At 55.6% G+C, this 22,179-nt stretch carries 24 protein-coding genes; 3 read left to right on the top strand and 21 right to left on the bottom strand.

Going from position 1 to position 22,179, the window contains the following annotated elements:
- The first annotated feature begins 258 nt into the window (after positions 1-258).
- The gene (locus tag B9Z39_RS12620) at positions 259-1,980 is read left to right on the top strand and encodes a S9 family peptidase (RefSeq protein ID WP_158269499.1); all 1,722 of its coding nucleotides are present in this window, start codon (positions 259-261) and stop codon (positions 1,978-1,980) included.
- 35 nt (positions 1,981-2,015) lie between these two features.
- Here the strand turns inward: B9Z39_RS12620 and B9Z39_RS12615 are convergent, their stop codons facing one another.
- From B9Z39_RS12615 to B9Z39_RS12520, 20 genes are all read right to left on the bottom strand, one after another.
- Complete coding sequence (locus tag B9Z39_RS12615; protein ID WP_108301948.1) at positions 2,016-3,005, bottom strand: Bug family tripartite tricarboxylate transporter substrate binding protein; 990 nt, start codon at positions 3,003-3,005, stop codon at positions 2,016-2,018.
- A gap of 59 nt (positions 3,006-3,064) precedes the next feature.
- Entirely contained in the window at positions 3,065-3,247 is a 183-nt protein-coding gene (locus B9Z39_RS12610; RefSeq protein WP_100146461.1) for a hypothetical protein, read from the bottom strand.
- Positions 3,248-3,249: 2 nt separating this feature from the next.
- On the bottom strand, positions 3,250-3,471 hold the full coding sequence (locus B9Z39_RS12605; protein WP_108301947.1) for a hypothetical protein: 222 nt from the start codon (positions 3,469-3,471) through the stop codon (positions 3,250-3,252).
- 36 nt (positions 3,472-3,507) lie between these two features.
- A complete protein-coding gene (nagZ, locus tag B9Z39_RS12600; RefSeq protein WP_100146503.1) occupies positions 3,508-4,602 on the bottom strand; it encodes a beta-N-acetylhexosaminidase in 1,095 nt (364 codons plus the stop codon).
- A gap of 7 nt (positions 4,603-4,609) precedes the next feature.
- Positions 4,610-5,002: a holo-ACP synthase gene (gene acpS, locus B9Z39_RS12595; protein WP_100146459.1), complete on the bottom strand. Its 393-nt coding sequence runs from the start codon at positions 5,000-5,002 to the stop codon at positions 4,610-4,612.
- Positions 4,999-5,748 (bottom strand): pyridoxine 5'-phosphate synthase, encoded by a 750-nt coding sequence (locus B9Z39_RS12590; RefSeq protein ID WP_100146458.1) that lies wholly within the window; start codon positions 5,746-5,748, stop codon positions 4,999-5,001. The genes acpS and B9Z39_RS12590 overlap by 4 nt, the downstream gene beginning before the upstream one ends.
- Positions 5,749-5,751: 3 nt before the next feature.
- The gene (gene recO / locus B9Z39_RS12585; protein WP_100146502.1) at positions 5,752-6,507 is read right to left on the bottom strand and encodes a DNA repair protein RecO; all 756 of its coding nucleotides are present in this window, start codon (positions 6,505-6,507) and stop codon (positions 5,752-5,754) included.
- 28 nt (positions 6,508-6,535) lie between these two features.
- The gene (gene era, locus B9Z39_RS12580) at positions 6,536-7,558 is read right to left on the bottom strand and encodes a GTPase Era (protein ID WP_100146457.1); all 1,023 of its coding nucleotides are present in this window, start codon (positions 7,556-7,558) and stop codon (positions 6,536-6,538) included.
- Positions 7,555-8,274, bottom strand: a complete 720-nt coding sequence (rnc, locus tag B9Z39_RS12575; RefSeq protein WP_233202584.1) for a ribonuclease III — start codon at positions 8,272-8,274, stop codon at positions 7,555-7,557. Before rnc ends, era begins: the two co-directional genes overlap by 4 nt.
- A complete protein-coding gene (gene lepB, locus B9Z39_RS12570) occupies positions 8,271-9,266 on the bottom strand; it encodes a signal peptidase I (protein ID WP_100146456.1) in 996 nt (331 codons plus the stop codon). The genes rnc and lepB overlap by 4 nt, the downstream gene beginning before the upstream one ends.
- Positions 9,266-11,074: a translation elongation factor 4 gene (gene lepA / locus B9Z39_RS12565; RefSeq protein ID WP_100146455.1), complete on the bottom strand. Its 1,809-nt coding sequence runs from the start codon at positions 11,072-11,074 to the stop codon at positions 9,266-9,268. Before lepA ends, lepB begins: the two co-directional genes overlap by 1 nt.
- A gap of 478 nt (positions 11,075-11,552) precedes the next feature.
- The gene (locus B9Z39_RS12560) at positions 11,553-12,989 is read right to left on the bottom strand and encodes a DegQ family serine endoprotease (protein ID WP_233249004.1); all 1,437 of its coding nucleotides are present in this window, start codon (positions 12,987-12,989) and stop codon (positions 11,553-11,555) included.
- Between the two features lie 499 nt (positions 12,990-13,488).
- Positions 13,489-14,733 carry a beta-ketoacyl-ACP synthase II gene (gene fabF / locus B9Z39_RS12555; RefSeq protein ID WP_100146453.1) on the bottom strand — a complete coding sequence of 415 codons (1,245 nt, stop codon included), beginning with the start codon at positions 14,731-14,733 and terminating at the stop codon, positions 13,489-13,491.
- Positions 14,734-14,750: 17 nt separating this feature from the next.
- The gene (acpP, locus tag B9Z39_RS12550) at positions 14,751-14,990 is read right to left on the bottom strand and encodes an acyl carrier protein (protein ID WP_100146452.1); all 240 of its coding nucleotides are present in this window, start codon (positions 14,988-14,990) and stop codon (positions 14,751-14,753) included.
- A gap of 82 nt (positions 14,991-15,072) precedes the next feature.
- Positions 15,073-15,822 (bottom strand): 3-oxoacyl-ACP reductase FabG, encoded by a 750-nt coding sequence (gene fabG, locus B9Z39_RS12545; RefSeq protein WP_100146451.1) that lies wholly within the window; start codon positions 15,820-15,822, stop codon positions 15,073-15,075.
- 10 nt (positions 15,823-15,832) lie between these two features.
- On the bottom strand, positions 15,833-16,789 hold the full coding sequence (fabD, locus tag B9Z39_RS12540) for an ACP S-malonyltransferase (RefSeq protein ID WP_108301945.1): 957 nt from the start codon (positions 16,787-16,789) through the stop codon (positions 15,833-15,835).
- Positions 16,790-16,828: 39 nt separating this feature from the next.
- A complete protein-coding gene (locus tag B9Z39_RS12535; protein ID WP_108301944.1) occupies positions 16,829-17,830 on the bottom strand; it encodes a beta-ketoacyl-ACP synthase III in 1,002 nt (333 codons plus the stop codon).
- Between the two features lie 12 nt (positions 17,831-17,842).
- On the bottom strand, positions 17,843-18,877 hold the full coding sequence (gene plsX, locus B9Z39_RS12530) for a phosphate acyltransferase PlsX (protein ID WP_108301943.1): 1,035 nt from the start codon (positions 18,875-18,877) through the stop codon (positions 17,843-17,845).
- A gap of 71 nt (positions 18,878-18,948) precedes the next feature.
- Positions 18,949-19,131 carry a 50S ribosomal protein L32 gene (rpmF, locus tag B9Z39_RS12525; RefSeq protein WP_100146447.1) on the bottom strand — a complete coding sequence of 61 codons (183 nt, stop codon included), beginning with the start codon at positions 19,129-19,131 and terminating at the stop codon, positions 18,949-18,951.
- Between the two features lie 101 nt (positions 19,132-19,232).
- The gene (locus B9Z39_RS12520) at positions 19,233-19,799 is read right to left on the bottom strand and encodes a DUF177 domain-containing protein (RefSeq protein ID WP_233248998.1); all 567 of its coding nucleotides are present in this window, start codon (positions 19,797-19,799) and stop codon (positions 19,233-19,235) included.
- Here B9Z39_RS12520 and B9Z39_RS12515 point away from each other — a divergent pair.
- Positions 19,798-20,388 (top strand): Maf family nucleotide pyrophosphatase, encoded by a 591-nt coding sequence (locus B9Z39_RS12515; protein ID WP_108301941.1) that lies wholly within the window; start codon positions 19,798-19,800, stop codon positions 20,386-20,388. The two genes, B9Z39_RS12520 and B9Z39_RS12515, sit on opposite strands and share 2 nt — an antisense overlap.
- On the top strand, positions 20,385-21,152 hold the full coding sequence (locus B9Z39_RS12510) for an SAM-dependent methyltransferase (protein ID WP_108301940.1): 768 nt from the start codon (positions 20,385-20,387) through the stop codon (positions 21,150-21,152). Before B9Z39_RS12515 ends, B9Z39_RS12510 begins: the two co-directional genes overlap by 4 nt.
- Positions 21,153-21,195: 43 nt before the next feature.
- Here B9Z39_RS12510 and B9Z39_RS12505 read toward each other — a convergent pair whose 3' ends face one another.
- The gene (locus B9Z39_RS12505) at positions 21,196-22,173 is read right to left on the bottom strand and encodes a S49 family peptidase (RefSeq protein WP_108301939.1); all 978 of its coding nucleotides are present in this window, start codon (positions 22,171-22,173) and stop codon (positions 21,196-21,198) included.
- Positions 22,174-22,179 lie beyond the last annotated feature (6 nt).

The following is a 22,179-nucleotide window of genomic DNA, read 5'->3' as shown; positions in this document are numbered from 1 at the left end:
CAAGTAGCCAACGCACAAAGAGCTTCATCCATGCCCATGAAAAAGGCGAGTCTTTGGATAGGCGTTGTGGTGTCCCTGCTGCTGTCAGGTTGTGCCAGTCTGTCGACCAGCACAAGCGCAATGCCCCCCTTGATACCTGCGCGGCAATTTGTCGCCGACTGGCATGCCTCAGGAGGTTACCAAATCTCCCCGGATGGACGCCAACTGATGTGGGTGGCAAGACTCAGGCTTAGCCAGGGTTTGTACGTTAAGAATCTGGTGACGGGGTCCGTACAAAGCTACAAGATTCCCGGCACGGGCATCTGGGCGCGCGACAGCCGTCATATCTTGCTGCACATCGATGACAACGGGAACGAGATCAGCCACGTTTGGGCACTCGACACGGCAAGCCCCAAGGGCCTGATGCGCGACTTGACGCCTTTTGAGGGGGCCAAGTCTTTTGTCATCACCCAATTGCTCGAGAGTGATGACTTGATCATTGGCAGCAACAAGCGTGACGCCAAGGTGTTCGACGTATACCGGTACGTCCAAGACAGTCAAACGTTGCAATTGCTGGCCGCCAATCCAGGGAACGTCAGCCAATGGCTTGTCAACGATGCCGGCAAAGTGATGGGCCGCGCGCGCCACGGCGCAGATGAATGGGTTTACGAAACGCCAGATGCCACCCAACAGGATGGATGGACAGAAGTATTCCGTGTGAATGCATCGGACACTTTTGAACCTCTGAGAGCGAGTGCCACACCACACCATTGGTGGGCTTTGTCAAACCGAGACCGAGACAAACTGGCATTGGTGGAAATCGATTTGCGCAATGGTGCCGAACGCGTGCTGTATGCAGATGACCGGGTAGATCTGTCCAGCGTGGTTTGGAGCCGTACACGGCAGATGCCCATCGCTGTGACGTCTGAGCCAGACACACAGCAGTGGCAAGTGTTTGAGCCCGTGCTGAAAACAGCACTGACGCAATTGCATGCAGCCAGCGATGCCCGCATCACCATCCATAACCTGAGTGATGATGAGCGCTGGATGGTGGCTACAGTGGTACGTCAAAACAGCGGTGAGCATGTGTTGTACGACCTACAAACACACACATGGATTGTCCTCAACGAGTTGGTGCGTAGCCGCCTGAATGCCATCAGCCCACTTGCCCCAAGTCAACCCGTGCACTTCAAAAGCCGCGATGGTCTCGATCTGCATGGTTATTTGAGCGTTCCCCTAGGAGCCACTCCACCATTTGCCACCGTCCTCTCTGTGCATGGTGGACCGTGGTCGCGTGATGTGCACCTTTCAGGCGACACCATGGAACTGTTTCTGGTCAATCGCGGTTATGCGGTGTTACGCGTGAACTACCGAGGCTCAAGCGGTTACGGCAAAGCGTTTCAGGAGGCTGCACGCGGTGAGTTTGCTGGCAAGATGCACAACGATTTGATCGATGCGGTGGATGCATTGGTGACTCAAGGCTTGGTCGATCCCAAACGGGTCGCCATTGCAGGTGGGAGTTACGGCGGCTACGCCAGTTTGGTGGGCATGACGTTCACGCCTAGCAAATTCGTTTGTGGCATCAGCACGGCTGGCATGTCTGACATTGCTTCGCTGCTGAGCGAAGCGCCCCCGTATTGGGAGTTGGGTAAAACCAAATGGATGCGCTTTGTGGGCAATCCCGACATCCCCGCGCAACGCAGGGACATGCAAGAACGCTCGCCGCTTTACAAAGCAGCTCAAGTTCAAGGCCCACTGTTACTGCTGCACGGCGTACACGATCCTCGTGTGAAAGTGAGCCAGTCGATCAAGATGGCAGAGGCGCTTCAAAAGGAAGGCAAGCAAGTGCGCGTGCACTTGTTTCCTCAAGCCGGGCATGGCCTTACGAGGTGGCAAGAGAATTTGAAGGCCTATCGACTGACAGAAGATTTTTTAGCCGATTGCCTGGGGGAGCGCAGCGGCGGATTTGATTTGTTTGAACTGGGTACGTGGCTACCCTGAGCTTTGATCATCCGCCGACTGCATCGCGGTCTGAATTACTGAGGCTGGAACCCGCTGTCTTTGATCATCTTGGCCCACACCTGGGTGTAAGCACGTTCACGTTGCGCCAACTGTTGCGCGCTCATGAAACCCACAGTCAAACCCATCTTGGTGAGGTGCTCGTTGACATCGGGCATGGCCAGCACTTTGGCAAGCGCTTGACCGAAGTGGTCGATGGTGGCCTTGGGTGTGCCAGCAGGCGCGAAGATGCCGTAGTAAGGCAGGTCTTCCAAACCACCTAAGCCAAGCTCGGTGAAGGTGGGCACATCGGGCAAAGACGCTTGGCGCTTGGCACCGAGCACCGCCACGATGCGAACTTTGCCGGCCTTGTGGTTCTCCATGAAGTCGGGCACCGAGCCCACACCGGCTGCAATTTGATTGCCCAACATGTCGGCCATCATGGGAGCGCTGCCACGGTAAGGGGCCGCCACCAAATCGAGCTTGAATTTTTGACCAATCACTTTGACCAAGAACTCAGGCGTCGATGCGGGCGCTGGAATTCCCACCGCACCTTTGCCGGCGCCTTGCGTTTTGACCCACGCCACATAGTCGTTGAACGACTTGGCAGGTGTGCCAGCCGACACCGCCAAGGCATTCACAAAGGTGGCAAAACCCGCCACAGGCACAAAGTCTTGCGCAGGGTCAAAGCCAGGGTTCTTCACCACCAAAGGCAAGATGGAGATGGTGTGGTCGTGCGACAAAAACAGCACTGTGCCATCGGCAGGCGAGGCTTTGAGCGCTTGGGCCGCCAGTTGTCCACCCGCACCGGGTTTGTTCTCGACCACCACGGCCACGCCCAACTCGTCTTTGAGTTTTTCCGCCAAGGTACGCGCCACTGCATCGGTGCCACCCCCGGGAGGAAAACCGACCATGAGCTTGATGGGCTTGGTGGCTTGTGCAGCCGCCAAGCCGCACGACACCGTAAGGACCAACGCCGCCAGAGGGCGCAAGATGTGGGAAATAACCGATCGACGTGACGCAAACATGTAAGAACTCCTCAGAAGCAATGACAGTGAGTGGGGTGTGAAGACAGTAAAAAATCAAATCAAACGATAGGCGGCTCTTCAGGCGTAGGACCATCCGGGCTTTGTGCGTGGTCAGGGTCTTGGCCGAACTCGCCTTCAGGCGAGTTTTTACGCGCTTCGCGGTCCTTAAGCTTTTCCTCTTTTTTCTTTTTCTTAGCCAGTTCGCGTTGACGTTTTTCGTAGTTGTAGTTGGGGGTGGCCATGGTTATTTTTTCTCCAGAGGCGGTTTGCAGTCAAAACAAAAGAAGGCCAGTGCGCCCGCAAAGCGGCGTTGACTACCCAGGCGACGAGGCTTGTGCACGCCGCATTTCATGCAAGACATGGTTTCACCCACCTTGCCCATGCCAACAAAGGGCGAGCCATTTTCACGACTGGTGAAGCGTAGGCCGCTGTCATCGACTTGGTTTTTTCCATTTTTGGTCGCCATCTACTTCCTAGGGGTTAGGGAAAAACTGGCTGCGGTTCAAGGCAGCAAGTCCAGTGCCCGCACATAGGCGGGGTGGGTCATCAGCGCGTCCCAGGCTAGCGGCGAATGGGTAGGTAACAGGGCACGTCGGCGTTGTTCGCTGGCGTCGCTGGCTTGCCAGCGGTTTTTCAACAAACCTTCGGTCAATTCATCGAGCGCGGTGTCCAAGGCCCTGCCCTGGTCAGGCGCTTGCGCCAGACTTTGGTTACACAACAGTACCAGATCACATCCAGCGTTGAGGGCGGTCATGGCTGCATCGGCAAAGCTGACCTCGTGGCCTTGGATGTGGCGCGCGCCAGCCATCGACAAGTCGTCACTGAAGATGGCACCGTTGAAATGCAATTGACCGCGCAAGATGTCTTGCAACCAACGTGGCGAGAAGCCCGCTGGCAAGGCGTCCACCTTGGGGTAGATCACATGGGCCGGCATCACGCTGCTGAGAGTGGTGCTGAGCCAGCTGTAGGGCAAGGCGCAGTCGTTCAGCACCGCTTTGAGGCTGCGCTTGTCGACTGGGATATCCACATGCGAGTCGGCTTTGACAAACCCATGGCCTGGAAAATGTTTGCCGCAGTTGGCCATGCCTGCCAGCAACAGGCCATGCATCAGGCTTTTGGCCAAGGCAGTGACCACACGTGGGTCGCGATGGAAAGCGCGGTCGCCAATGACACCGCTCTCCCCGTGGTCAAGATCCAACACAGGGGTGAAGCTGAAGTCGACCCCACAGGCGCGCAGTTCGCTGGCCAGCACGTAACCACAGGCGGTGGCGGCGTCCATGGCGGCGAGGGCCCCACTGCCCGGCTGACCTTTGGCGTCTTGCATCCACCGCTCGCCCAAAGCCCGCATGGGCGGGATGTGGGTGAAGCCGTCGCTGCGAAAGCGTTGCACGCGTCCGCCTTCGTGGTCCACGCAAATGAGCAAGTCTTGCCGCACGGCCTTGATGTCGGCACACAAGGCGGTGAGCTGAGAGCGGCTGTGCCAGTTGCGACCAAACAAGATGATGCCGCCTGTGAGCGGATGCGCCAGTCGCTGACGATCTACCGCTGTGAGCTCGGTACCTGCGATGTCAAGAATGAGAGGGGCGTGGTGGGACATGAACAACTTATTCTTTTTCAACAATGACGAAGCTGGTGGCGTAGTCGGACTCGTCGCTCACACTGACCTGGGCTTTCAGGCCACGGGCGTCACACCATTCTTTGAGCACACCATGGAGCACGATCACCGGTTGGCCACTGGGCAATTTGGCGACTTCGCACAAACGCCAGGTCATGGGCATGCGCATGCCCAAACCGATGGCTTTGCTGAAGGCCTCTTTGGCTGAGAAGCGGGTGGCCACGTAGCGCACACCGCGCTCTGGCCACCGATGACTGCGGCTGCGCCAAGTGGCCAACTCGTTGTCACTCAATACTTTTTGCGCAAACCGCTCACCGTGCTTTTCCAAAGACGTGCGAATGCGCCGGATGTCACAAATATCGGTGCCAATGCCGTAGATCATGCGGGCATGCACGCAAGGTAGGCGCGCACAGTCTCGGTGTAGCCCATCTCCAGGGCATCGGCGATCAAAGCGTGACCAATGGAGACCTCCAGTACGCCGGGCACGGCGCGTAAGAAGGTGCCCAGGTTGTCGCGGTTCAAGTCATGCCCAGCGTTGACGCTCAAGCCCACGGCCAAGGCCGCTTGCGCGGTCGCTTCAAAAGCGGCCAAGACGGCCGCTTGGCTGGGGGTGCCAAAGGCACTGGCATAGGTTTCGGTGTACAGCTCCACCCGGTCGGCCCCCACCGCTTTGGCTGCGGCCATGGCCTCAGGCACGGGGTCCATGAACAGGCTCACGCGCGCGCCCCAGGCTTTGGCTTGGGCGATCAAAGGTTTCAAACGCTCAGTGTCTTGCGGAAAATTCCAACCATGGTCGCTGGTGAATTGACCTTCGCTGTCGGGCACAAAGGTCACCTGATGGGGACGAACCTGCTGCACAAAGTCCATCAGGTTGTGAAACGGATTGCCCTCGATGTTGAACTCGCGATCCGGCCAGGCCTTGAGCAGTTGAGCCAAGGCATGCACATCATCGGCTCGAATGTGTCGCGCATCGGGACGCGGATGAACGGTGATGCCCGCAGCACCCGCTTGCAAGCACAAGGTGGCCGCACGGGTGACACTGGGAATGCCCAGGTGGCGCGTGTTGCGCACCAAGGCCACTTTGTTGAGGTTGACCGACAAGGCGGTACGGGTGTGGGACTGGGACATGAATCAGAAACCTTGAAGGTCCACCATCATCTGCCGGGTGCGCAGGGTGTGGACCCCACAATGGTAGTGCAGCAAGGCGCGCAGTTGGCCTTGCAAAGCGTTGCGTTGGTCGGCGGGCAGCTCGGCACACACGCGCAAGGTGGCGCTCATGGGGCTGTCAGCGTCTAGGCTGGCATCGAGTTGCTGCCACACCGAGCCCACCAAGCCCACGCGGTCTTGTGGGCTGTGGCTGCGCAAGCCCCCTTCAGCGACCAGGCTGTAGGCCGCGTGGTCTTGCAGAGGGGCCAAGGTGAGGGTTTGGGCGTTGAGTTGGGGCAGCAAACCAATGTCGCGCAACAGCAGCAACTCAAAGGCACGCAAGGCCGGCGCCATGGTGCCTTCGTGGCCAGAGGCCAAGACCTGCACCACTTGGGCATACAAATCGAACAGGCGGGGATGGGGGTCGTCACGCGCCAGCAAGCGCAACAGCAACTCGTTGAGGTAGTAGCCCGACAGCAAAGACTCGCCCTGAGGCATGATGTGCCCGCCTACCCATTCAGCGCCTTTGAGGGTGCGAATTTCAGCATCGCCGGTGTAGGTGATGTGCAGGGGTTGCAAAGGCAGCAACACCGGGCGGAAATTGGAGGTGGGACGCTTAGCGCCCTTGGCCACCAATGCCACCCGTCCATGGTGACGGGTGAAGGTTTCGAGAATCAAACTGGACTCACTCCAGTCGTAGCGGTGCAAGACGAACGCAGGTTCCTCTTGAATGCGAGTGATGCCACGCGCGTAGGTGGAGGTGCTGGACTTACTCGTAGCCAAAGCTGCGCACCCGCGCTTCGTCGTCGGCCCAGCCAGAGCGCACTTTGACCCACAATTCCAAGAACACTTTGGCGTCAAAGAGTCTTTCCAACTCGGTACGGGCCTCGGTGCCCATGCGCTTGAGGCGCTCGCCTTTGTCACCAATGACCATGGCTTTGTGGCCATCACGCTCGACCACGATGGTGGCGGCAATGCGAACCATGCGTTTGACACCTTTGGTCTTGCCGGGCTCTTCCTCGAACTTGTCAATGATCACGGTCGAGGTGTAGGGCAACTCGTCACCGGTCAGACGAAACAGTTTTTCGCGCACCATCTCGGCGGCCATGAATTTTTCGCTGCGGTCGGTCAATTCGTCAGCGGCGTACATCCAGCCTTGTTGGGGCAAGTACTTTTCACAAATACCTAGCAAGCGCTCCACGTCTTTGGCGTTCTTGGCCGACATGGGCACAAACTCGGCAAAGGGGTGGCGGGTTTGCATCTCCTGCAACCAAGGGGCCACATCGGCGCGGCTCTTGACCGAGTCGAGCTTGTTAGCCACCAAGAGTGTGGGAATGCCAGGTGCCAGCAGGGCCAGCACACGGGCGTCGGCGGGGGTGAAGCTACCCGCCTCGACCACCAACAGCACCAGGTCCACATCGCCCACCGCGCCTTGCACAGTTTTGTTGAGCGACTTGTTCAATGCATTGCCATGGATGGTTTGAAAACCCGGGGTATCGACAAACACGAACTGCGCAGCACCTTCGGTGCGCATGCCCGTGATGCGATGGCGCGTGGTTTGCGCCTTGCGCGAAGTGATGCTGATTTTTTGGCCCACCAAGGCGTTGAGCAAAGTGGACTTACCCACGTTGGGTTTGCCCACAATGGCAATCAAGCCGCAACGCTGCTCCGCCGGTGGCACAGCCACGGGACTGGCTACCACGCGGTTGCCTTTGCTGGCGGCCAACATGGCGTCAATGTCTTGCAGGCTTTGGCCTGTGGCGTCGTCTTTGGGGGCTTGGGCTGAAGTCATGTCGACTCCTTTAAAACTTGAAGCATGGCTGCTGCGGCGGCCTGCTCTCCTGCACGACGCGATGCGCCAATGCCACGCTCGCAGCGGGCCAGTTCTGGGATTTCGCACTCGACGTCAAAAGTCTGGCGGTGCGCAGCACCCAAAGTACCCACCACGCGATAGATGGGCAGCTTGAGTTTGCGCGCTTGCAACCATTCTTGCAATTCGGTTTTGGGGTCTTTGCCAACGGCTTGCATGTCGGGGTTGATTTCAACGGCCGAAAAGATGCGCTGCACCAGGGCGTGCGCAGCGTCATAGCCCGCGTCGAGGTAGACCGCACCGAGCACCGCCTCCAGCGCATCGGCCAAGATAGAGGCACGCTTTTGACCGCCAGAGCGCATCTCGCCCTCACCCAAGCGCAAGATGCCCGACAAGCCCAGCTCCACAGCCAAGTGGTGCAAGGTGTCTTGCTTGACCAGGTTGGCGCGCACCCGCGAGAGGTCGCCCTCTGGCAAGGTGCTCAGGCGCTGGTACAGCATATGGGCCACGCCCAGGTTGAGCACGGAGTCACCCAAAAACTCAAGGCGCTCGTTGTGGTCGGAGCTGAAGCTGCGGTGGGTCAGTGCCTGCACCAACAGTGCAGGGTTGCGAAAGCTGTACTGCAAGCGTTGTTGCAGGGTTTCAAGGATTTGTTGCTGAGTCAATGAGGCTTGGGCCATGGGGGTGCGTGAGGTCATTCAAAAGCGCCAATGCGCTTGAGATTGCCAAAATTCATCCACACAAAGAAGGCTTTGCCCACGATGTTTTTGTCAGGCACAAAGCCCCAGTAACGCGAGTCGAGCGAGTTGTCGCGGTTGTCGCCCATCATGAAGTAATGGCCTGGCGGTACTTTGCATGTCACGCCCTCGACGGTGTATTGGCAGTTCTCTTTGAACACAAAGTCATCGGCTCCTGGCACGAAGGCAGGACGATCTGCGTCATTGAGCAGGTTGTGGGTTCGCAAGCCCGTCATTTCAGAGGGTTTCGAGCCGATGGGCAGCTTCTCTTCGAACTGCTTGATGTAGCGCATGCTGTCTTCTTCAAAGAAGTCGGCACGGGCGTCTTTCGAGATGGGCTGGCCGTTGATGGTGAGCTGCTTGTTCAGGTACGCCACTTCGTCGCCAGGAACACCTACCACGCGCTTGATGTAGTCGAGGCTTGGCTTGGGTGGGTAACGAAAGACCATGACATCGCCGCGCTGCACCGGATTGCCCTCTGTGACTTTGATGTTCAAAACCGGCAAGCGCACACCGTAGTGGAATTTGTTGACCAAGATCAGGTCGCCTACCCAGAGGGTCGGAATCATGGAGCCAGAAGGGATTTTGAAAGGTTCGAACAAGAACGAACGCAAGACAAAGACCACAGCAATGACAGGGAACAGCCCCGCCGTCCAATCGAGCCACCAAGGCTGCATGATGAGACGAACTTTGGCCTCAGACACGTCGACATCGGTTTGGGCAATGCCCAACTTGGTCAAATCAGCTCGGCGTTTGTCGGCCTCTTGCTCCAATGTGGCCGCAGCAGCTTCGCGTTGGGGCAAAAAGTAAAAGCGTTCAGCCAGCCAGTAAATGCCCGTGACCACGGTGGCCATGAACATCAGCAACGCAAAGTTGCCTTCAATCAGGCCGAGGTACCACGACCCGGCGTAGCTCACAAAGGCTGCGAGCACAAAAGCGGTCAAAGTTGCCATCAATCCTCCACTTGCAGGATGGCCAAGAAGGCCTCTTGCGGCACTTCAACGGAACCAATTTGTTTCATGCGTTTCTTACCTGCTTTTTGTTTCTCTAGGAGCTTACGCTTGCGGCTAATGTCACCACCGTAGCATTTTGCCAGCACGTTTTTGCGCAGGGCCTTGATGGTTTCACGCGCAATGATGTTGGCACCGATGGCGGCTTGAATGGCCACGTCAAACATTTGACGACTGATGATCTCGCGCATCTTGGCCACCACGGCACGCCCGCGGTATTGCGCTTGGGTGCGGTGCACGATGATGGACAAGGCATCGACTTTTTCGCCATTGAGCAAGATGTCGACCTTCACCACATCGGACGTGCGGAACTCTTTGAATTCATAGTCCATCGACGCATAGCCACGACTGACCGATTTGAGCTTGTCAAAGAAGTCGAGCACGATTTCGCCCAGCGGCATGTCATAGGTGAGCATGACTTGGCGGCCGTGATAAGCCATGTTGAGCTGTACACCACGCTTTTGATTGGCCAAGGTCATGACAGCGCCCACATAGTCTTGCGGCATGTACAAATGCACGGTGACGATGGGTTCGCGAATTTCTTGCATCTTGCCCTGGTCGGGCATCTTGGCTGGGTTCTCGACCAAGACGACTTCGCCATCTGGTTTCACCACTTGGTAGACCACGCTAGGGGCTGTGGTGATGAGGTCTTGGTCGAACTCGCGTTCGAGTCGCTCTTGCACGATCTCCATGTGCAACAGACCCAAGAAGCCGCAACGAAAACCAAAACCCAGCGCTTGCGACACCTCGGGTTCGTAGTGCAAGGAGGAGTCATTGAGCTTGAGTTTTTCCAAGGCGTCGCGCAGGGCGTCGTATTGGTTGGCTTCGGTCGGGTAGAGCCCTGCAAACACTTGTGGCTGAATTTCTTTGAAACCGGGCAAAGCTTGTTCGGCAGGTCCTAAGTTGTTGGGCAGCTTCTTTTCCAGCGTGATGGTGTCGCCCACCTTGGCCGCTTGCAGCTCTTTGATGCCCGCGATGATGTAGCCCACCTGACCCGCTTCGAGTGACTCGCGTGACTCGTTGGCCGGCGTGAAGACACCCAGGTTATCCGCGTTATAGACAGCGTTGGTGGCCATCATCTTGAAGCGTTCTCCTTTGCCCAAGCGGCCATCAACCACACGCACCAGCATGACGACACCCACATAGGTATCAAACCAGCTGTCAACGATCATGGCGCGCAAGGGCGCATTGGGATTGCCTTTGGGTGGCGGAATCTTGGCCACCACGGCTTCGAGAATCTCTTCGATACCCATGCCTGTTTTAGCCGAGCAGGGAATGGCGTCGGTGGCGTCAATGCCAATGACGTCTTCGATTTCTGCTTTCGCGTTGTCGGGATCTGCCTGCGGCAAATCCATCTTGTTGAGCACTGGCACGACCTCCACACCGAGGTCCAGTGCGGTGTAGCAGTTGGCAACGGTTTGCGCTTCGACACCTTGACTGGCATCGACTACCAAGAGCGCGCCTTCGCATGCAGACAGTGAACGCGACACTTCGTAAGAGAAGTCAACGTGGCCCGGTGTATCAATCAGATTCAGGTTGTAGACCTGTCCATCTTTGGCCTTGTAGTGCAGCGCAGCCGTCTGCGCTTTGATGGTTATCCCACGCTCTTTCTCAATGTCCATCGAGTCAAGGACTTGCGCTTCCATGTCGCGCTCTTCTAATCCACCACAGCGCTGAATCAGGCGATCGGCTAGCGTAGATTTGCCGTGATCAATGTGGGCAATGATCGAGAAATTTCTGATGTGGTTCATCAAGGGGGACACTTAAGTGATTGAATTCAAAGGGTTGAAGGCATGAAAAAAGGGCGCGTCAGATGCTGACGCGCCCAGAACCAACAAGCAATGGCAACTGCGATAGTTGGGACTTCATTGTAGGCAAAAACCCGCAAACGTACAGCGACCTAGGCACTACTGCACGCTCGTTGCAGGCTAACAACATCGACTTATTCACAACTTATCAACATTCTGGAGGCGGGGTTATTTGGACAACTTGTGGGTGATCTGTGGAGCACCTGTGGAGCGTATCTTCCAATCCCATATCGTGGATTTCATGGTTCGCGATATATCGCAAAAGCTCTTTCAGCCCCTCGATTCTATACAAAAAGAGCTTGAACCCTCTTATTTAAGTTAGTAAGTGCAAACAAATAAGAGGGCTAAGAAGATTGAAAAATATTTTTCTTTCAACTCACACGCACCAAATCAGCCCCAAACCCGACTGAGTCTTAGGGGTTTAACGCTGTGGACGAATCACCGTGTACTGAGCCCAATCGCCACGACGAATCAAGAGACTGACAGGTTTGCTGCGGTCTAGCTTGGCCACCAAGCCCTCAAAGACCTGGACAGTCGGTGTTTCTGCGTTAGACAGCGCCAAAATCACGTCACCTTCTTGAATGCCAGCACGGGCAGCCAATTCAGCCACGGCATCGACACGCACACCACCACGCAGCTTGAGTTCTTTCTTCTGCGCATCGCTCAAGTCGCTCACAGACAGCCCCAAAACTTTTGCAGCCAAGGAAGAAGAGCTCGGCTTCTCCGCTGGTGCAGCAGCTTTTTTGGTAGGTTTTTCAGCTTCAACTTCACCCACCGTGACGGCCATGTCGCGGGTCGTGCCACGACGCAAGATTTGCAACATGCTGCGAGTGCCGGGTTTGGTGTTGCCCACTATGCGTGGCAAGTCTGAGGATTTTTCAATCGCCTTGCCATCGAAGCGCAAGATGATGTCGCCAGCCTCGAGACCCGCTTTTTCAGCAGGAGAGCCTTGCTCCACACCTCGCACCAATGCACCTTGGGCTTTACTCAGCCCCAAAGATTCGGCGACTTCTTTGCTCACTTGATCAATCTGGATCCCCAAACGACCGCGCTGCACCCTACCCGTCGCACGCAGTTGCTCGCTCACGCGAATCGCTTCATCGATAGGAATCGCAAAAGAAATTCCCATGAAGCCCCCGGAGCGGGAATAGATTTGGCTATTGATACCCACCACCTCACCTCGCATATTGATGAGGGGCCCGCCTGAGTTACCTGGATTGATGGCGACGTCGGTTTGAATAAACGGTAAATAGTCTCCGGTGTCACGCTGCTTGGCACTGACAATGCCTGCGGTCACCGTATTTTCCAATCCAAAGGGCGAACCGATGGCCATGACCCACTCGCCAACTTTGAGTCGACTCACATCCCCCACCTTTACGCTAGGCAAGCCACTGGCTTCGATTTTGACCACAGCCACATCGCTGCGCTTGTCAGCACCTACGATGCGGGCTTTGTACTCGCGTTTGTCAGGCAAGGTCACTACCACTTGATCTGCACCGTCGACCACATGGGCGTTGGTCATGATGAAGCCGTCGCTCGACAAGATAAACCCGGAACCCACGCCTCGCGGCTGCTCTTCGTCAGGTTGCTGGGGTTTATTCGGGCGCTGCTGGCGCGGCGAATTAGGGCTTGGCATAGGCACGCCAAAAAAGCGACGGAAAAACTCTTGCATTTCTTCGTCTTGCGGACTGTTTTGAGTCTCACGCACGGAAGCTTTTTCTAGGGTCCGAATGTTCACCACGGATGGCCCGACTTGCTCCACCAAATCCGTGAAGTCAGGCAGGGTACGCACAGATTGCGCGAATGCGGGTTCGGTGACACCAAGCCCTAAACCAGCCACAGACAAGCTGCTGATCATCAGGGCAATCGACAGGTAGCGTTTCAAAGCCATAAGAGCTCTCTTTCAGGACAAATAGGCACGGTCATACACAGCGCGTCGCAGATCTTGCCAGCGTGTGGGCTGAGTTGAGCGATTCAGCCACAGCCAACGGGTGACAACATTGTGTGGTTTAGATAAGGGTTGCCAGCGCAAAAGCAAGATGTGTTGAAAATCCATACAGACATGAGGCTGCCCCAACTGGTCAGAACCATGTTTCGAATTTTCTTCATGTAAAAGCCACACGTCCCCGTTCCAATACAAAGTCGCCAATGGGAGTTGCAGAACACGCCGACCCCAAAGCGCTGCACCAAGAACGCAACTCAAACCCACAAACAACCACACACTTCGAGGCTGTACTATGGCCCATGCGAACCATACGCCGCATGTCGCAATCATGAAAGCTATGTAAAGCCAACGCTCAAAAGCACAACGCCCCACCGGATAAGCAACCGATGGGGCGTTGTACATAGCAGTCGACTCAAACGCGCTTGAAAACCAATGCGCCGTTGGTACCACCAAATCCAAAGTTATTTTTCAGGGCTACATCGATTTTCATATCGCGCGCCACATTGGCGCAGTAGTCCAGATCACACTCGGGATCTTGGTTAAATATGTTGATCGTCGGGGGACTCTTTTGGTGATGAATGGCCAAGACAGTGAAGACACTCTCAATGCCGCCAGCACCACCCAACAGATGGCCGGTCATAGATTTGGTGGAATTAACCACCACTTTTTTGGCGTGATCGCCCAAAGCTGCCTTGATGGCATTGGTTTCGTTGATGTCACCCAGCGGTGTCGACGTACCGTGTGCATTCAAATAATGAATCTGGTCCGCATTGACACCTGCATTACGCATGGCATTGAGCATGGCTCGCCTTGGACCGTCCATGTTTGGCGCTGTCATGTGGCCCGCATCTGCGCTCATGCCGTAACCAGACAACTCAGCGTAAATCTTGGCACCACGGGCTTTGGCATGCTCATACTCTTCGAGTACCACAACGCCAGCGCCCTCTCCCAATACAAAACCATCGCGATCTCGATCCCATGGGCGCGATGCGGTAGTGGGGTCGTCATTGCGGGTCGACAACGCGCGCATGGCGGCAAAACCACCCACGCCCAGGGGCGACACAGTGCATTCAGAGCCACCAGCAATCATCACATCCGCATCACCATATTCGATGATCCGGCCAGCCTCACCAATGCTATGCAAGCCAGTAGTGCAGGCAGTGACCACGGCCAAGTTCGGGCCTTTGAAGCCAAAACGCATGGACACGTGGCCTGAAATCATGTTGATGATGGATGCTGGCACAAAGAAAGGCGAAATGCGTCGTGGGCCTTTGGCCAACAACTCACTGTGCATATCTTCAATCAGTGGCAAGCCACCAATGCCAGAACCAATCAGTACACCGACACGGGTGGACTCTTCCTCGCCTTGGGCTTCGCCCGTAGCAAGGCCAGAGTCATTCACCGCTTGAATGGCAGCCGCCACACCATAGTGGATGAACCGATCCATGGCTCGCGCTTCTTTGGGCGAGATGTATTGATCCAAATCTAAATCTTTGACCTCACCTGCAATGTGGCAGTTGAGGTTAGAGGCATCAAAACGTGTGATGGTGCCAATGCCGGATTTACCAGCCAAAAGATTGGCCCAGGCGTCAGCCACCGTGTTTCCCACGGGGCTGATACATCCCAGACCGGTCACGACGACGCGACGACGGCTCATGCGGAGGTTCCTATGAATTAGGCTTTTTTGTGCGTCAACGCGTAATCAATCGCGTTTTGCACAGTGGTGATTTTTTCGGCATCTTCGTCTGGAATTTCAATACCAAATTCGTCTTCCAATGCCATCACCAATTCCACGGTGTCCAAGGAGTCGGCACCCAAATCAGCCACAAAGGCTTTTTCACTGGTGACTTGTGACTCTTCCACGCCAAGTTGTTCGGCAATGATTTTTTTGACACGTGCTTCGATATCGCTCATGGGGTCCCTCAGAGGGTTGTGAATAAGTCCGCAATTTTAACCGGGCGGACACACCGTTTTGAATCAGTCGGTTCGAGCCAGCTCAAACCATGAACATGCCACCGTTGACATGCAGTTCTTGCCCAGTCACATAAGAAGCGTTGGCACTGGCCAAATACGCCACAGCATGAGCCACGTCAGATGGTTTGCCCAAGTGTCCCAAGGGAATTTGGGACAACAAGGCTTTTTGTTGTTCTGCTGGCAGTGCAGCAGTCATATCGGTTTCAATAAAGCCTGGCGCCACACAGTTGACCGTGATGTTACGACTACCCAGCTCGCGAGCCAGAGCACGCGTCATACCTGCTACCCCCGCTTTGGCGGCGGCGTAGTTGGCTTGACCAGGATTGCCAGAAGCACCCACCACACTGGTGATGTTGATGATGCGACCATAGCGCTGTTTCATCATCGGGCGAATCACGGCACGTGACAGGCGAAATACAGCTTTGAGGTTGGTGTCGAGCACCGCATCCCAATCGTCATCCTTAAGACGCATCGCCAACATGTCGCGTGTAATCCCCGCGTTATTGACGAGCACGTGCAAAGCACCGTGTTCTTTGGTGATGTCATCGACCAGCGCTTCGATCGCTGCCGCATCGTTGACGTTCAGGTTCGTCCCCTTGCAACCTGGATAAGTTGACAGGGTTTGACTGATTTTGGCTGCACCTTCATCCGTTGTGGCTGTGCCTACAACTGAAAACCCTTGTTGCGCCAACAGTTGGGCGATGGCTGCGCCAATTCCACGCGACGCACCCGTCACCAAAGCCACTTGAGGGGTCATTTGTTGTTCACTCATATTTCAATACTCAGGCCAAGGTCGTTTTGACGTCTGCAAGAGACGCGGGATCAAGTAAAGGCATGCCAACCAATTCAGCATCAATCCGCTTGATCATGCCTGCTAGCACTTTGCCTGGTCCGCACTCTACCAAGGTGGACACCCCACGCGCTTTGATGGCTGCGACACATTCGACCCAACGCACGGGGCCAAACGCTTGGCGATACAAAGCATCGCGAATACGATCCGCATCGCTCTCTACCTGGACATCAATGTTGTTGACCACGGGAATTTGAGGCGCCGCAAAACTTGTTGCAGCCAATTTTTCTTTCAATCGCTCTGCTGCGGGCTTCATCAAACTGGAATGGAAAGGTGCGGAAACTGGCAACAGCAAGGCACGTTTCGCGCCATTGGCCTTAAGAACTTCACAGGCTTTCTCTACAGCAGCTTTGCTGCCTGCAATCACCGTTTGACCTGGATCATTGAAGTTCACAGCTTCCACGACTTCAGCAGAACCAGCACCAGCACCAAAAGTAGCTTGGGCCTCAGCGCAACCGGCAATGACTTTGGCAGCATCCAAACCCAAGATGGCCGCCATGGCACCTGTGCCCACAGGTACGGCATCTTGCATAGCCTGTGCCCGAAAGCGCACCAAAGGCGCAGCTTGTGCAAGAGTCAATACGCCAGAGGCCACAAGTGCCGAATACTCGCCCAATGAATGACCCGCGACCACAGAAGGGGCCTCGCCGCCTTCGGCCAACCACACGCGGTAAGCGGCTACAGCAGCGACCAGCATGACGGGTTGGGTATTGGTGGTCAAAGCCAACGCCTCTTTGGGGCCTTCGTGAATCAACTTCGCCACGTCTTCGCTCATGGCATCGGAGGCTTCAGCCAGTGCTTCCAAGACCACTGGGTGATCGCCCCAGGCGTCCAGCATTCCTACCGACTGAGAGCCTTGCCCCGGAAAAATAAATGCAAATGATTTCATAAATGAATGATTGCTTTGATGTCTCCAAGAAATGGAGACTTACAACTTCAAGAGCACGGCACCCCAAGTAAACCCGCCACCCACGCCTTCAAGCATGAGTGTTTGCCCAGGCTTGACTTGGCCACTGCGCACAGCCTCGTCCAAAGCCAAAGGAATGGATGCCGCCGACGTGTTCCCATGGTTGTGGACTGTCAGCACGACCTTGTCCATTGGGAGTTTGAGTTTTTTGGCTGTGCTTTGAATGATTCGAATGTTGGCTTGATGAGGAATCAGCCAGTCGATGTCACTGTCTTGCAAACCTGCCTTGTTCAAAGCAGCCCTAGCAGCGCCTTCCAACAAGCCAACTGCCAATTTGAAAACTGCTTGACCATCCATTTTGAGGACCGGATCGCCCAAGACTTCGCCACCTCGCACATGGCCAGGAACGCACAAGATGCCTGCATGTTTGCCATCGGCATGGATGTCTGTTGCCAAGATCCCGGGCTGATTGGAAGCTTCTAACACCACAGCACCCGCACCATCGCCAAACAACACACAAGTGGTGCGATCTTTGAAGTCGAGGATGCGCGAAAAAACCTCCGCACCAACAACCAAAGCACGTGTTGCGGAACCGGCACGAATCATGGCGTCCGCCACGGTCAAGGCGTAAATAAAACCACTGCACACCGCTTGCACATCAAAGGCTGGCGCGCCAGCAATACCAGCGGCAGCCTCATCAATTTGTGCCAACTTATGTTGCAGCAGGCATGCCGTAGACGGGAAGACCATGTCCGGAGTGGACGTCGCCACAATGATCAAATCAATGTCTTGCGGACTGCGCCCCGCCGCAGCCAGGGCATGCTTGGCCGCTTCAAAAGCCAAATCACTGCTACTGACATCTGGAGCGGCAAAGTGGCGAGCATGAATACCTGTGCGCTCCACAATCCAGTCGTCTGAAGTTTCGACGCCTTGGGAGGCCAATTCCGCGACCAAATCTGCATTGGTCAACCGACGAGGGGGGAGAAAACTTCCGGTGCCGGTAATTCGGGAAAAACGGGTCATCAATGAGGTGGGTCAGACGGTCACTTCTGTCGATTGCGCCATAGCCAACAAAGGAGCGGCATGGGCAATGCGAGAGCGTACGCGTTCGAGCAAGTTATGGTGGGCTGCATCATACGCCCGGTTCAATGCTGTCTCGAAGGCTACCTCATCGGCTGAGCCATGACTCTTGAAAACGATGCCATTGAGGCCCAAAAGAGCCGCGCCGTTGTAGCGTCGATGATCCACCTTATCCTTAAAGTCAGATAAAACCGGATAAGCAAAAAACGCTGCAATTTTCGTGAAGATATTGCGCGTAAAAGAGTTTTTTAAGGTATCGCTGATCTTGAATGCCAAACCTTCGCTGGCTTTCAAGGCCACATTACCAACAAAACCGTCGCACACAATCAAATCCACAGTACCTTGGTAAATATCATTACCCTCAACATTACCGAAAAAATTCAAATCACCGGATTTGGCAGCAGTTCGAAGCAAATCACCAGTTTTTTTGATGATTTCATTCCCTTTAATCGCTTCTTCACCAATATTCAAAAGACCCACAGAAGGGCTCTCAATCTCATCCAACACAGATACCAAGGCTGAACCCATGACAGCAAACTGGAGCAAGTGGTCAGGCGTGCAATCGACATTGGCCCCCAAATCGAGCATGGTGGTGCCGCCACCTTTGAAATTGGGCATGCGCCCAGCAATTGCGGGCCTATCAATACCATCAATGGTTTTGAGCACATAACGCGCGATCGCCATCAAAGCCCCCGTGTTGCCAGCTGAAACAACCGCTTGGGCAGCACCATGCTTGATTTGCTCAATGGCCACGCGCATTGAAGAGTCTTTTTTGCGCCGCATGGCAACCTCGACCGGATCGTCCATGGCCACAATTTCAGAAGCAGCAATGACCTCAGCACGTGGATGAGCAAACGACGACAAAGCCTGCGGCAACCCGACCAACAACAAACGTGCATCAGGATGCGTCTCTAAAAATCGACGACATGCCGCGAGCGTGACACGTGGCCCGTGGTCGCCGCCCATGCAGTCAACAGACACAGTGATCATGTGAGCTCTCGTAGAAAAAACAAAAGCCCGAGGCGCTTACAGTGCCACGGGCCAGTGTGTGCCGAAATCAATCAGGCTTCTGATTTGCTTTTCAGCACTTTGCGACCACGGTAGAAACCGGTGGGGCTGATGTGGTGACGCAGGTGGGTTTCGCCAGTGGTTGGCTCAACAGCGGTACCTGGCACATTCAAAGCATTGTGCGAGCGGTGCATGCCGCGCTTGGAAGGAGATTTTTTGTTTTGCTGGACAGCCATGATTGGCTCCTGGACGTAAAAGTGGGTTGATCATTGGGCCACAAACCAACCTAAGCCAGTGTGACACGAAGCCCACGATTATAGACCAAGTCGCTGATTTCTTAGTTTTTGCGTATTTTCAATCCACGCAAAGCCGCAAAGGGGTGCGGTTTTTCTTCCAAAACATCGGCAGCAGACGCATCAGAAGTTGGCGCATGCTCACTTTCACAGGTCTGATGCATCGGCACAATCGGCATCGCCATCAAGAGCTCGTCCTCAATCAAAGCCAGTACATCAAAGTCTCGACTGAGCACCAGCAAATCCTCGTCAGACTCATCGTCTTCAGCCAAGGCGGTGGCCTCGTCTGCCACGAATCGAAAATCTTGGTCAATGTTCAAAGCAAGGTCGACCTTACCCAAGCAACGCTGACAGATCAGAGGAACGGACGCTGTCGCACTCACATGCAACCAAACTGATTCAGTACCCGCAGAAGCGGGCTGCATGGATCCCTGCACCGACCACACAACCTCACCCCGAACATCCCCCACACAGTCCTGGGACAAACGCTCAAATTGGCTAAGCGGTGTCTGCCCGGTCAAATGTGTCTGTGCTTTGGCAAAAGCTTTGACGTCAATATGTGGCGCATTCGATTGATTTTCCATTCGGGCAGTGTAAGAGAATTGCACCATGTCTACCTTATCTCGCCCCTTGATTCTGGGTTCTACCTCTCGCTATCGGCACGAACTGCTGAGCCGTTTACAACTTCCTTTTGAAGTGGTCTCACCTCATGTCGATGAAACGCCATTACCCCACGAAGCCCCTCAAGCGTTGGCATGTCGTTTGGCTTTGGCCAAAGCGCAGGCCGTGGCAACGCTGCACCCCGAAGCGGTCGTGATCGGCTCAGACCAAGTCGCCGATTTGGCAGGTGAACCACTCGGTAAACCTGGAACTCACCAGCGCGCAACACAACAGTTGCAACGCATGCGTGGTCAAACCGTGGTCTTTCAAACGGCCGTGGCCGTGGTATGCCTGTCCACAGGCTTTGAGCAGTGTGAGCTGGCATCAGTTGAGGTGAAATTTCGAGACTTGAGCGATGCAGAAATAGAGGCTTATTTGCTGGCAGAGCAGCCTTATGACTGCGCAGGCAGCGCCAAAAGTGAAGGACTGGGAATCAGCTTGCTCGACGCCATTCACAACGACGATCCAACGGCCTTGGTTGGATTGCCACTGATTCGAACCTGCCGCATGCTGCGTGCTGCGGGCATACAACTGCTATGACCCCCCAAGCAAACCTTGGCACCTTGTACCTGGTGCCCACCCCCCTGGACTTTGGCTGCGATATCCAGTCCCCCATCACTGACGTTTTGCCACAAGAAACATTGCTTGTGGCAAGCCGTGTAGCTCACTGGATCACAGAAAACGCGAAAAGTACCCGTGCTTTTTTGAAACGTGTCGACGGTTTGCTGCCGCTGGCTCTGCCTGTCCAGCAAGTCAGCATCACCGAGCTGCCGCGTGAAGTCCACAAAAAGGGCGATCATGCGGGGCAGTTCGATGCCAAGCCTTTGTTGAAAGCGGCTTTGGCTGGACACGACATGGCACTGGTCAGCGAAGCAGGCATGCCTGCTGTGGCCGATCCGGGCTCATCGGTCGTACGTGCCGCCCATGAATTGGGGCTGCGTGTCGTACCTTTGGTGGGGCCTGTGTCACTGTTGCTGGCACTGGCAGCGAGCGGACTGAACGGACAAAACTTTGCTTTTGTCGGTTATCTGCCTCAAGACGGGAGCGCACGCACCCAACGCCTGCGCGAGCTGGAAACCCTGGCCCTCAAAACAGGCCAAACCCAACTCTTCATCGAGACCCCTTACCGCAACCAAGCCCTCTGGGACGCATTGCTGCGGGGCCTGCAAAGCAGCACACGCCTGGCACGCGCCAGTGGCTTGACGCTGGCCAGCATGGATGTGAGCTCCCGCAGCGTGCAAGCCTGGCGCAACCAGCCTGTAGGTGTCTCGAACCAACCCACAGTGTTTGCCATCGGCAAATGACAAAGGCTCCCTCAGGAGCCTTTGTCATGCAGTCAGCACCGCTTCAGCGCAAGGGCTGCTGACGTTGCAGCGCATGCACCGCACCCTCGCCAATCGCCGCGCCAAATCGCTTGGCCAAACGCTCGGCCACGTTGTCGTGACGGGTGTAGTCGATGATGTCTTCGGCTTTGACAATCTCACGGGCCACAAAGTCCAAGTTACCCAAGCCGTCGGCCAAACCTAAGTCAACCGCTTGTTGGCCACTCCAAAACAATCCGCTGAACAACTCGGGGGTTTCCTTCAAACGCTTACCACGGCCTTCGCGCACCACCTGAATGAACTGCTGGTGAATTTGATCCAACAGCGTTTGGGCGTGGGCGCGCTGAGGTTTGGTTTGGGGGCTGAAGGGGTCCAAAAATCCTTTGTTCTCACCGGCTGTCATCAAGCGACGCTCGACGCCCAGTTTGTCCATCAAACCGGTGAAGCCAAAGCCATCCATCAGGACGCCAATGCTGCCCACAATGCTGGCCTTGTCGACATAAATTTCATCCGCTGCCACCGCGATGTAATAAGCGGCTGAGGCACACGACTCTTCCACCACGGCATACACGGGCTTGTTGTGTTTTTTCTTCAAACGACGGATTTCGTCATTGATGATGCCCGCTTGAACGGGACTCCCTCCTGGAGAATTCACCAACAACACCACAGCTTGCGAACCCTCGTCTTCAAAGGCAGTGCGCAGCGCGGTCACGATCCACTCTGCACTCGCATCTGCGCCATCGGCAATTTCACCCTTGATCTCCACCACCGCTGTATGCGGCTGGCTGGGGTTCGTGCCTCCCATGCCACCTTTGTGCAGACCCGTCCAAAACAAGGCCACCGCCAACAACAGCCAGGCAAACCGAAAAAAGATACGCCAGCGGCGCGTAGCACGTTGCTCTGCCAAGGTAGCAAAGGCCAAACGCTCCAACGCATCGCGCTCCCACGTCACCTTAGGTTCGGATAGATCGGGATTGGCATCAGACAAATAGGGGTCAGACATGACGGT

Source organism: Limnohabitans sp. JirII-29 (assembly GCF_003063395.1).
GTDB lineage: Bacteria > Pseudomonadota > Gammaproteobacteria > Burkholderiales > Burkholderiaceae_C > Limnohabitans.
This window is presented reverse-complemented; position numbering and strand designations above follow the sequence as displayed.